The following is an 8,817-nucleotide window of genomic DNA, read 5'->3' as shown; positions in this document are numbered from 1 at the left end:
TGGCTCTCATGCCCGACCTGAGCGAATCCCACATCCGTGCTGCCTGTCCGAAGCGACTGATCCCCAAAAGCTGAAGGGGCGGCCCCAAGTTGGCGCTGAAAAGTAGCCGGAAATACGTTCACTGCCAAGGAAAGGTGGTACTCAACCTGTGTACCTCTTTCTTCAGAGAGCCTTCCATTTATGATCAGCCTTTTTATGAGAGAGCCTGTCTGGTAGGGATCCTGGCGGGGGAACTCAACCGAACAGGCAAGCTGGGGGCGCTCTGGCGTGGACTTTGAACTACGGGCCGGGGAGATTTACGCTCTCCGGGGGGAGAATGGCGCCGGGAAAACCACCCTGATGAACATGCTGGCGGGCCTCTACCAGCCGGATGCTGGCGAGATTCGCCTGCGGGGCCGCCCAGTGCGGATCTGCTCCCCACACCAAGCCATCCAACTGGGCATCGGTATGGCGAAGCTTATGTGGTGCAAAGCTTTACAGGTACCAGCAACATTGTTACACTGACCTAAGATTGTCTGCATCATTGTGCAAATAAATTCACAGACAGCCTATAAGTTTTGTGCGGATCTACACTTGGCATCACTGACTTGAGGGGAAGCCATGCCCAAAAAAGCCGCCAGCACAAAACCAAAAACAACTAGGGCAACCTCAAGAGAAGAGACCAAGCCCGATCCGCAAGGGGCGATTGCTGCAGAAATCCAGCGCCTTTCCGATACCTACGGCATCTCTAAGGAACTCCTGGAGAATTTTGCGCGGTTTGTGGTCAGGCAGCTACAGCCACCGCCTCGGTTGTCTGTCAAAGAGCTGCAGAAAGCGATTTACAACCACTTTGGCGTTAAAAACGCAGCCGAGCTGAGAAAGTCAGCCAGCTTCAAACTGGCAACCAGCGGCATGGGCAAGCTGAGCTTATCCAACATAGACGATTTGGAGCGCATTTATCGTCAGCACATCGGGATCCTTCCCAACGAAGAGGGGGAAGAGGGGTATGGCTGCATCAACGGGATCAACATCTTCAAGTACGACTTGCCATGGCGGGTTTTTGGACTTGACCCCGATCGAGCTACCAATGAGGACATCAAAGCTGCCTTTTATCGCCTGAGCAAGATCTACCATCCCGATTCTCCAACCGGGGATGACAAAATTTTCCAGCGATTGACTCTCTTCTACAAAAGCCTTACGGAGAAATTTGAGCAATGGCTATAGTCTATGTTTCTTCAAACAAGCTCGCCGAATTTTTGGGTATCAGCCTTGAGGAACTCAGGGAGATTGAAGCCTACTTTGACAGTATCCCTGATGATGAGTGGGAACTGGTGGAAGGTAAAGACTATCGCGTTATCAACAAAAGTTCGGGGCTGAGAGAATACACGCAGTCTGGTGCTTACGCCATTTTATCCTTTTTAAGGTCTAGGTCAGAGCAAGGTCGTAAGTACTCTACAGACACAAGCATTAGGAATTGGTTCAAGGAAGAGTATCGCAAGAGGCAGAAGGCTCTGGTGGATCATAGGATCCTCGAAAACAGCTCCTCTCTGGTCAGAAGGCAAGATCAGTTTTGGCTATCTCTTCAAGATGTTGTGACGATCTTTGGAACTCGAACTGATTACCTTAAGAAAGCGCTTGAGATTGCATCAAAACAAAGTAAACTCATCAAAGACGTTCATTACACACGCTTTGGCAACGACGACACTGTCTACCTCTCTTTGCGAGGCATCTATGAGCTTGCCAAGATTATGGTAGAAGTCCTCAAGCAAAACCACAGAAAAGACTGGTGTCGAGATGTTGGCGAACGCATTGAACCCCAGATTCAGGCAATCGTCAAGACAATCCAGGATAGACAAAGGCAGATAGAAAGAGCAAAAGAGCTTGCAAGAAGAAGGGATAAAAATCTCTGTAGAGTTACTCGAAAAACAGCCAGTAGCCTAACGGTTCACCATCTCTACTCTGAAGCGCACTATCCAAAGATTGCAGCAAATCTTTCCAACCTGATTACTATAGCCAGCGAAGTGCATAGCCACTTTCATCAGTGGATGGGAGGTTTCAACGAGCCATGTACAATTGATGACTTCATCAAGTATGTTTTGGAATACTATCCTGAGAACAAAAACCTGATCATCTGGTTGGGACAACAGAAGGCCAGTCTTGGGCCGCAGTTGCCCATTGGCAAGGGGAGAGAGCATGTGCTCTACATTCCCCTCCAGCGTGTAACTTGAAATAACCCATTGGTTATCGGTTGTTTTCAGGTCATTCCAACCACCTTAGTCAGGTTTGTCCGTCCTTGAGGATCCTTGATCTCTTTTTGGGGATCCCTCTTTCTGCGAGCAATCCGCGTCTGTCTCACTGGAAACGACAGAGGCCATAGTACAGCCAGGGATCCCTAAACCAAGCCCTGATTTAAGATCTCGCGGGAACGGGCGATGGCTGCTCTCAAGTTGGCCCGCTGGGTGTAGCGCATCGTCATGGCGGCAGTTGTATGGCCCAGCAGGTGCTGGATATGCTCAGGGGCAACGCCACGATCCAGCAGCAAGGTGGCAAAGCTGTGGCGAAACTGGTGAGGGGTTTGATGTCCTGGCTCAGGCTCGGTGAGCTTGAGAACAATGTGGCGCAGGCCATCGTAGGTGAGGGGGCGCCCCCGGTAGGCCAAGCAGCGAGATTGGGAAACAAACAAGGGATCCGTCGGCGCGCACGGGCCCCGTTCTCGGCTCAGATACTGTTGCAACAGCTCGGAGAGGGGATCCCCTACTGCCACAGCGCGGGGTTTGCTCCCCTTGCCACAGCGCACTTCCAACAGGGATCCCTCGGGGCTGATTTGAAAATCTTGAACGGTTAAGTCCAACAGCTCCTGGGCCCGCAGCCCGCACTCCAGCATCAGGCGAATCAAAGCCGCGTAGCGCAGAGAATGGTTCTGGGCCCGCTGCAACACCCGCTGCAACAACAACCGATCCAGATCGCGGGGCAAACGAGCGGGTAGGCGGGCAGGTCGAATGGCTTGAGTGGGCAGGGGATCCTGAAGGTAGCCCCGTTGGCTGGCCCATTCAAAAAATTGCTGCAAGGCCAACCGCTTGAGGTTGTAGGTGGCCGGAGAGGCGGGCGGGTGGATCCGCTGGCCGGAGCGGTTGCGAAACGGACGGCCCTTCAAGCTGTTCAAAAAGGACTGGACGTGGACAGGCTGCACCTGGGGCAGCGGCACCGGGCAAGTTTTGGCAAACTGCTCCAGAGCAATGCGGTAGGTACGGCGGCTGGCAGGGGCCAGATCCCGCTCCCGCTCCTGCAAAAATTGCGCCGCCAGATGGCTGAGGCTGGGAACAGGGCCAGTCGGCTGACTCTGGGGATGGGTCTCCTGAGCCCAGCCCGATCGAGGCTCCCTCATCCTGCCACCTCCATCCCTCTGCTAGCCCTTAACTTTATCCTCAACTTGTGGCCAGCTGCTGTCCAGAGAGGGATCCCGACCTGAGAGTCGATGGCTACTGGCCGGGCAGCAGGTGTTGGGTGATGAAATCCGTGTACACCTCGCCCCGCAAAAAAGCCTCGTGGCGCAGGATCTGCTGGTGGAAAGGGATCGTGGTGGGCACCCCAGTGATGGCGCATTCCCCCAAAGCCCGCTGCATGCGGCGGATGGCTGCTGCCCGGTTAGGCCCCCAGACGATCAGCTTGCCCAACAGCGAATCGTAGTAGGGGGGAATGGTGTAGTCGGTGTAGATGTGGGAATCCATGCGCACCCCCGGCCCCCCAGGGGGCAAATAGGCACTGATCGTGCCAGCGCAAGGCCGAAACTGCTGCTTGGGATCCTCGGCGTTGATGCGGCATTCGATAGCATGGCCCCGCAACTCCACATCCTTCTGGCGAAAGGTGAGGGGTTGACCTTGGGCAATGCGAATCTGCTCGGCAATCAGATCCAGCCCGGTCACCATCTCAGTAACCGGATGCTCCACCTGGATGCGGGTGTTCATCTCGATGAAGTAGAACTGGCCATTTTTGTCCAGCAAAAACTCCACCGTGCCCACCCCCACATAATTCACCACCTTGGCCGCTTTCACCGCCGCTGCTCCCATGCGGGCGCGCAAGCTTGCAGTCAAAGCCGGGCTGGGGGCCTCTTCCAACAGCTTTTGATGCCGCCGTTGAATGGAGCAATCCCGCTCGTACAGATGCACCACATTGCCCTGGCTATCCGCCAAGATCTGAAACTCCACATGACGGGGGCGCTCGATGAACTTCTCCAAGTAAACCCCGCCGTTGCCAAAGGCTGCTTGGGCTTCCCCCTGAGCGGTGCGCAGCATCTTCAGCAGCTCCTGGGCATCCCGCGCCACCCGCATACCCCGCCCCCCGCCACCGGCGGTGGCTTTGATGATCACGGGGTAGCCGATTTTCTCCGCCAGCTTCACTGCCTCCTCCTCAGAGGTGATCAACCCGCGGCTGCCCGGCACCGTCGGCACCCCCACCGCTTGCATGGTCTCGCGGGCCGTGGCCTTGTCGCCCATCTTGCGCATCGCCTCTGGCGAGGGGCCGATGAAGATCAAGTTGTGGTCGGCACACATCTCGGCAAATTTGGCATTCTCCGCCAAGAACCCATAGCCCGGATGAATGGCAGTGGCCCCGCGGGTGAGGGCTGCCGAGATGATGTTGGGAATGTTGAGGTAGCTTTTGGCCACCGGGGCATCTCCTACGCAAACAGCCTCGTCCGCCAGTTGGACGTGCAGGGAGTTCTGATCCGCAGTGGAGTAAACGGCCACAGTTCGGATCCCCATTTCCTGACAGGTGCGGATGATGCGCAGGGCAATCTCACCCCGGTTGGCGATCAGGATCTTGGTGATGGGCGGCATGAGGGAGGTTCAGAGCAGAGAGATAACTTGACCGCTAAAGCCAGCAGTTTGTGAACGCAAGGTTAAGTTTAGGTGCTCATCCTACTATGCCAAGCAGAGGGAAGAATAGAGAAGGCTGGTGGGGATCCCACATTCAGCCCATCCAGTCGACAACCTAGGTAGGACTGAGGCTACAGGGATCCGGCTGCAGCAGAATCCCGGTGGGGGCAAACTGCGTCACCCAAAACTCCACATCTTGAAACTGGCGACGCAGGGTGTCGCGCGCTTGGGCGGCCAGCTCCAGGCTGGGCATGATTCCGAAGACCGTTGGCCCCGACCCCGACATCAGGGATCCCAGGGCCCCCGCCGAGAGAAGAGCTTGGCGCAGCTCCCCTACAATTGCATACTCCGGCAAAACCACCTGTTCCAAGTCATTGCGCAAACTCCTGGCTAACGCCGGCGGATCCTGACGGCTGAGAGCCGCCAACGCCTGCGGCAAGGTGGGCAGTGTGGGTTTGGGTAGGGCATCCCCTCCCAAGCTCCCCTGACGAGAACGAGAGGCTTGATAGGCCCAGGCGGTGGAAACCCCCAGGTGCTTGGGCTTGGCCAGCAGCACAGGGATCCCTTCCCAATCGGCCAGCGGCTCCAAAACTTCCCCGCGCCCGGTGGCCAGTTGCGTTCCCCCCTGGATACAGAAGGGAATGTCGGATCCCAAGCGGGCTGCCAAACTCTGCAACTCTCCCACCGTCAGGCCCAGCCCCCACAGTTGGTTTAACCCCACCAAAACCGCCGCCGCATCAGCCGAGCCCCCCGCCAAACCTGCTGCCACCGGAATGTGCTTTTCGATGTGAATCTCCACGCCAGCGGCAGAGTGACACTCTTTTTGCAGCAGCTCAGCGGCTTGATAGGCAAGGTTGCGGGCATCTGCAGGCACTTCTGGACGATCGCAGGTGAGGTGGATCCCGTGAGGACGGCTCTTCAACTGCAGTCGATCCGCCAAATGAATGCTCTGCAACACCATCGCCACCTCTGAATACCCATCAGGACGGGAGCCGAGGATTTCCAGGTAGAGGTTGATCTTGGCGCGGGCAATCAGGGTACAGGCTTGCATGGGGTGAAAATCTGGGTCAGCAACAAGTCTCAACTCCCCTTAGCCTGTACAGACCTGATCAAAACACAGACTTATCCGGGGAGGTCTCCCAGCCTGATTCTAGCGGCAGTGGATCCCCTCTCTAGCTGCCAGAGCGAGGCCATGGCCCCAGCCACTCTCCACCGCGAAAGCGCCAGCGGGGAAACAAAATGCGCATCACCACCCAAGCGCTGAGGTAAAGGCAAACCCAGACCACACTGTAGTGGAGAATAAAATCTCCCAAGTCAAACCGTTGGGTTGGGATATAAGGAAGACCCACCACCTTCAAGACTGTACCCAAAAAAAGCCCTTCCCAAATGCCGGCCAAAAGCTGAAGGATCCCAGGCCAATCGTGATCCCACATCCACCCCATCAGATAGTTATAAACAACATCCCAAACACAGCCAAACAGACCTACGTAGAACAGCACCCAAAAATAGGTGAGGCTGCCGCCATGTCCAGTGATCCCAAAATAAAAGGGTAAACTTGCCAAAACACCAACGGTGGCCAATAAGAAAATGCGAGTTTGCCAGCGGCCAATCAGGGTCGGAGTCATCTTTTCCTCCAGCAGTTTTGCCTATCGAGATCATCAGGATCTATTTCGCTCCCGGTCTGTTTGAGGGAACCTTCTGGCCCTCACCCCCAACCCTTCCCCCTTTGGTATAGAAGAGTTGGGGATCAACGCAACACCCCTTTCACCAGGTTCAACGGGATGGGGAATAGCCATGATGTGTCGCCAACAATAGCGTTGATAACCATAAACATCCGGCAAAATCCAGAAGCGTTGCCCAATGTCGGCAAGCTAGGGGCTGATGTTTAGGGCCCACTTGCACCATTGCCACAGGGATCGGATCCCTTCTAAGCCTTTGACCCCCGGTGCCCGCAGTCGAGCCAGGTGTTCCACCGAGCGATGGGCACAGTACTGTAAACCCAAAAACGTATCCACCGGCGCATAGGGCCCGCCCAAGGTGATGATCCCAGCGGCGTACATTCGCCCATCCCGGTTGCGCATCTCCACCAGCTCAAAGTCGTTGGAGACATGCAAGCGCCCGTGAGGATTGAGGGGCAGGTTGTAGTGGGTAATTAGGTCGTTGAGGAGAGGATTGGTCATGGGATCCGAAACCAAACCCGTACAGTCGATAACGAAATCGGCCTCCACCTTTAATTGCGTGTTGTTGTGGGTACCTCGAATGTAGGTTACCGGCTTACCCTTGTCGCCGGGAACCACCGACTCCACCTTGCCGAACACAATCGAGTACCAGCCCTCTCGCAACCCTTGCCGCACGATCCGCCGCCATTTCCGCCGACTTGCTGTCGTGGTGCCGCCCCAAGCTTCCAGCAGTTCGCGCCGTTCCAGGGGGGTCGCCGCTTCCAATTTGGCACGCAGAACTCCTCCCCAAGTGCCCTTGGGCCAGTTGAAGGGCTGAAACTCCCAATGGTTATCCACTGCCCGTTTGGCTCGTCCGAAGCGATTACCGCTTTTGGGCGCACGGCTCAGATGCACCACCGAGATGCGGGGGTTGACTTTGCGGGCTTCGTAAAGGCGTTCCATCACCTGAGAGGCGACGATCCCAAATCCCCGAATTAGGACGGTGCCACCTTGTTTCTCCAACTGCTCATAAACGTGATCATGAGGCTCATAGCCGTGTACCACCGATCTCAAATCTCCTGTTTTTTCGCGAAACTCCTGCAGGTCGTTGAGCAACTTGATGGCCGGATATCCAGTTGCCAAATGGAGATACTTGGCCACCATAAAACGGTGATCCGTATGGCCGGGCCGCGTTGCCGAATAGGCCACCACATATCGCCCATCCTCCGTTTTGCGAATGGCGCGAATATGGCCGTAACACAACATTTGCTCCCAACCAATTCGGGCTGCCTCCCGATCCATTGAGGCAAATACATCCCCCGCCCGCGGCGTATAGGTATCTGCCAACAAGGGCTCACTAAATACCTGCCACAAAAAGCCGAATGCTTCCAACAATCGGCCGGAGAAAAAGGAACGCCAAGCATCCCGCAGAGCATAGCCAGGCCAGCCCCAAATGTTGTCTGGACAAGAATCGGAGCCAGAGCGAATTCGCTTCCAGCGGGGGATCTGGCAGTTGGTCAAAAGCCGTTCATACCGTTCGTAGGGTTTGCGGGCAATGCTGATGACGCGGATGTGTTCCGGTCTGACCCCGTAGATGCGCAGGGTATCCACCCAGACAAAGCTGCCGATACCGCCGCCCAAGGCCAAATAGAGGGTCTCTTCCACAGGTAGTCCGGTGGCTTTGAGGGCGCTCAGGGCAATTTGCTCAGCTCGAAACAAATCCGGCGGCGGAAAATCCGAGCCAGGCCGCACTTCAGGAAGCTGCTCTGGGGCAAAAACCACCGTGGAAGCCGGGGGAACCTCAAATGCGGTGTCGGGTTGGGTGGCCGGGCGAATCAGTTCGGTGCGCGGCTCCAGCAAAAGAGTAGGGGTGGCGGTCAGAAGGGTGGCATTGGGATCCCTGGGGGACACCAAACCCACGGTGATGCTGTAGGGGCCAAGCTCCACCACTTCTCCCCCCTGGAGCACCCGGCGTGCCTGACGGATTTTTTCCCCATTGATGCGGCTGCCGTTGGCACTGCGATCTTCATAGATGACCTGGCCATCCTCACCGAGATAGACGAGGGCGTGATAACGGGAGATCTCCTGGCTGGCAAACACAGCCCGCGCCACTTCTCGACCTTGCCATTCCTGTGGCAATTGGGCCAGCTCCCTGCCCAAGGCAAGAGGCAATGGAAAAATCAGCTCCTGCTGTTCTTCGGTGATGGGATCTTCCCAGCTCAGTTGAATTTGCATAGCTTCTGCTTACCTTTACAAAGATCATGAAGAGGCCATTGAGAAAACACAGAACAGCGCGACCTCACAGG

8 protein-coding genes are annotated in these 8,817 nt (G+C 56.2%); 3 read left to right on the top strand and 5 right to left on the bottom strand.

Going from position 1 to position 8,817, the window contains the following annotated elements:
• Positions 1-267: 267 nt before the first annotated feature.
• The 3 genes from NW820_RS02840 to NW820_RS02830 all read left to right on the top strand — a co-directional run bounded on the left by NW820_RS02840 (position 268) and on the right by NW820_RS02830 (position 2,207).
• Positions 268-504, top strand: coding sequence for an ATP-binding cassette domain-containing protein (locus tag NW820_RS02840; RefSeq protein WP_414344206.1), 237 nt, complete (start codon positions 268-270; stop codon positions 502-504).
• Between the two features lie 96 nt (positions 505-600).
• Positions 601-1,203: a J domain-containing protein gene (locus NW820_RS02835; RefSeq protein ID WP_083757641.1), complete on the top strand. Its 603-nt coding sequence runs from the start codon at positions 601-603 to the stop codon at positions 1,201-1,203.
• The gene (locus tag NW820_RS02830; protein ID WP_414344204.1) at positions 1,194-2,207 is read left to right on the top strand and encodes a hypothetical protein; all 1,014 of its coding nucleotides are present in this window, start codon (positions 1,194-1,196) and stop codon (positions 2,205-2,207) included. Before NW820_RS02835 ends, NW820_RS02830 begins: the two co-directional genes overlap by 10 nt.
• Before the next feature lie 164 nt (positions 2,208-2,371).
• Here the strand turns inward: NW820_RS02830 and NW820_RS02825 are convergent, their stop codons facing one another.
• The 5 genes from NW820_RS02825 to NW820_RS02805 all read right to left on the bottom strand — a co-directional run bounded on the left by NW820_RS02825 (position 2,372) and on the right by NW820_RS02805 (position 8,746).
• Positions 2,372-3,364: a tyrosine-type recombinase/integrase gene (locus NW820_RS02825; protein WP_414406634.1), complete on the bottom strand. Its 993-nt coding sequence runs from the start codon at positions 3,362-3,364 to the stop codon at positions 2,372-2,374.
• Between the two features lie 94 nt (positions 3,365-3,458).
• A complete protein-coding gene (gene accC / locus NW820_RS02820) occupies positions 3,459-4,814 on the bottom strand; it encodes an acetyl-CoA carboxylase biotin carboxylase subunit (RefSeq protein WP_414332260.1) in 1,356 nt (451 codons plus the stop codon).
• A gap of 154 nt (positions 4,815-4,968) precedes the next feature.
• Positions 4,969-5,904: a 4-(cytidine 5'-diphospho)-2-C-methyl-D-erythritol kinase gene (ispE, locus tag NW820_RS02815; protein ID WP_414406635.1), complete on the bottom strand. Its 936-nt coding sequence runs from the start codon at positions 5,902-5,904 to the stop codon at positions 4,969-4,971.
• Between the two features lie 121 nt (positions 5,905-6,025).
• On the bottom strand, positions 6,026-6,478 hold the full coding sequence (locus tag NW820_RS02810; protein ID WP_011431474.1) for a hypothetical protein: 453 nt from the start codon (positions 6,476-6,478) through the stop codon (positions 6,026-6,028).
• A gap of 246 nt (positions 6,479-6,724) precedes the next feature.
• Entirely contained in the window at positions 6,725-8,746 is a 2,022-nt protein-coding gene (locus NW820_RS02805) for an FHA domain-containing protein (protein ID WP_414382798.1), read from the bottom strand.
• Positions 8,747-8,817 lie beyond the last annotated feature (71 nt).

This window comes from Synechococcus sp. R55.7, assembly GCF_047461955.1.
In the GTDB taxonomy this organism is placed as follows: domain Bacteria; phylum Cyanobacteriota; class Cyanobacteriia; order Thermostichales; family Thermostichaceae; genus Thermostichus.
The sequence above is the reverse complement of the archived record's forward strand: the minus strand, read 5'-3'. Positions and strand labels throughout refer to the sequence as shown.